This is a genomic window from Polynucleobacter sp. 35-46-11, assembly GCF_002281105.1.
The window spans coordinates 1-2,662 of the sequence record NZ_NCFJ01000356.1 but is presented as its reverse complement, the minus strand read 5'-3'; the positions used below and the strand labels follow the sequence as shown (position 1 = coordinate 2,662).

The following is a 2,662-nucleotide window of genomic DNA, read 5'->3' as shown; positions in this document are numbered from 1 at the left end:
AAAGTCCACATGTTCTATTAAAATGAACAAAATATGTAATTTTATGAGATTAATTCAATGTCTGATCTAGAAATAATTGAAAATCTGGATATCGCAAAAAAAGATGCTTTGAGCGAAAACTCTTCCATGCTCAAAGGGGTAGTCATTCTTGAGGCACTTGCGAACCTTCGACAACCCGCTTCCTTGGCTCAGCTCATGCAGATTACCGGGATGCCAAAAGCCTCTCTACATCGTACTTTAGCTATATTTGAAGAGGCAGGTCTGGTGATGCGTGAGCCAGGTGGAAAAGCTTACACACCAGGCCAGCGACTTGCGAGCCTGGCTATTGAAACACTTTGCCATGACAGCGTTTCCAGTGTGCGCCACTCAATCTTACGAAAACTCGTTTCAGATCTGAAGGAAACCTGCAACCTAGCCGTGCTTCGTCGTGGAGAGCTCTTCTATCTAGACCGAGTGGAGGCTAACTGGGCCTTACGTCTCCACCTACCGCCAGGAACGGTTCTGCCTCCGCATTGCAGCGCGAGCGGTAAGCTCCTGCTGGCATTTAAGCCGCCCGAAGAGCGCGCAAAACTACTAGACAATCTTCCACTAGAGCAGTTCACGCACCGAACCATCACGGACCGCGACCTTCTTGAATCAGAGCTAGACCGCATTATTAGCACTGATTATGCGGTTGATAATGAAGAATATGTTCTTGGAGTCTCCTGCGTTGCAGTCCCCGTCAAAGATAAGCATGGTGATGCTGTTGCGGCGATTGCAATTCATGCTGCGACAGCACGTTTACCAATTAATCAGGCGATGGAATACATTCCTCAATTACGTGCTGCAGCAGAGCGAATTTCTAATACCCTAAACTGAGCAGCATGGCCCATCCATTCCCTCTTCTACAAGATCTCATTAATAACGCCAAGGGCACTAAACCCTTGGGGGTTGTCTTTCCACTGAGCGAGCCATCCTTAGAAACCGTTGTTGAGCTTCGTAAACATGCTCTCTGCACACCTATTCTGATTGGTCCGCGAGAAAATATTGTGCTTCTTGCAAAGCAATACTCTTTTGATATTGATGGCATAGAAATTATTGATACCCCCAACAATCCCGTTGAGGCTGCCAAGATTGCGGTAGAAATGTCAAAGGCGGGAAAGCTTGCCGCCCTTATGAAAGGCTCTCTTCATACTGAAGACTTAATGGGGCCAGTAGTAGGCAAGGAAGGCTTGAGAACGGCGCGCAGAACGAGCCATATTTTTTTGTTTGAACTCAGTAGCTACCACAAGCTGATTGGAATCAGCGACTGTGTTGTGAACATTGCGCCAACCGTTGAGCATAAAAAACATATCCTGCTCAATAGTCTAGATGCGCTTGCTAAGCTAGGAATACATCAGGCAAAGGTGGCCATTATTGCCGCAACAGAAGTAATCAATCCAGCGATGCAGGCAACCACAGATGCAAAGACATTAGTAGATCTACAACGCACTGAACCCTTCGCTCCGGGGGCATTGATCGAGGGGCCGTTTGGTTTTGACAATGCATTGTCTGCGGCCTCAGCAAAAACCAAAGGAATTGATTCTGCCGTATCCGGTGATCCCGATTTATTACTGGCCCCTGACCTTCAGGCTGGCAATATTCTGTATAAATCACTCATCTACATGGCGGGAGCCGAATGTGCTGGGGCAATTTTGGGCACTACCGTCCCTATCATTCTGACATCCCGTTCAGATTCAGTATTTTCTAGAGTAGCATCCACCGCATTAGCAATGCGCATAGCCTAAACCTGATATACGACTCTCCTTAAGAAACCAGAAACCATGTTTAAGATTTTTTCAAAAGATCCCATTCACGATCCAATCCATAAGCAAGCACCTGCAACTGAAATTAAAAAGACCACATGCTATATGTGCGCTTGCCGCTGTGGGATTCGAGCTCACCTTCGCGATGGTGAGCTGGTATACATTGATGGCAATCCAGAGCATCCATTAAATCAAGGCGTTATATGTGCAAAAGGATCTGCGGGCATCATGAAGCAGAAGTCTCCAGCGCGCATCACCAAACCCCTGTTGCGAAAAGAAGGTAGTGATCGAGGGGCTGGCGAGTTTGATGAAATCAGCTGGGAGCAAGCATTTGAATTACTAGTCGATCGCTTAAAAAAGATCCGAGAAACTGATCCAAAGAAGTTCGCTCTATTTACCGGGCGCGATCAGATGCAAGCCTTAACAGGTCTATTTGCTCGCCAGTTTGGCACACCAAACTATGCAGCGCATGGCGGATTTTGTTCCGTCAACATGGCTGCTGGAATGATTTACACCATTGGTGGCAGTTTTTGGGAATTTGGTGGCCCTGATCTAGATCATGCAAAACTATTCATCATGATTGGTACGGCTGAGGATCACCACAGCAACCCAATGAAAATCGCTCTGTCAAAATTCAAAAGGGCAGGCGGTCGCTTTATATCCATTAACCCAGTTCGTACCGGCTACTCTGCTATAGCGGATGAGTGGATTCCGATCAAACCCGGAACAGATGGCGCCTTGTTTATGGCCCTCATGCATGAGTTAATTCGCACTGAACAATACGATGCAGCTTTTCTAAAGCGCTATAGTAATTCCGGTCAATTAGTTTGCCTTGATGCAGGTCCTGAAGAAGGATTATTTTTATTTGACCCAGATTC

The 2,662-nt window shown here is 46.6% G+C and carries 3 protein-coding genes; all 3 read left to right on the top strand.

Translation table 11 applies throughout. The features are described 5' to 3' along the window. Nucleotides 1-57 precede the first annotated feature (57 nt). Nucleotides 58-858: an IclR family transcriptional regulator gene (locus B7Y67_RS14820; RefSeq protein ID WP_293599298.1), complete on the top strand. Its 801-nt coding sequence runs from the start codon at nucleotides 58-60 to the stop codon at nucleotides 856-858. Between the two features lie 5 nt (nucleotides 859-863). Then, entirely contained in the window at nucleotides 864-1,766 is a 903-nt protein-coding gene (locus tag B7Y67_RS14815) for a bifunctional enoyl-CoA hydratase/phosphate acetyltransferase (protein WP_293599297.1), read from the top strand. Between the two features lie 123 nt (nucleotides 1,767-1,889). Continuing rightward, nucleotides 1,890-2,662: molybdopterin-dependent oxidoreductase (locus B7Y67_RS14810; protein ID WP_293599299.1), on the top strand; the 773-nt coding region annotated here is incomplete at its 3' end.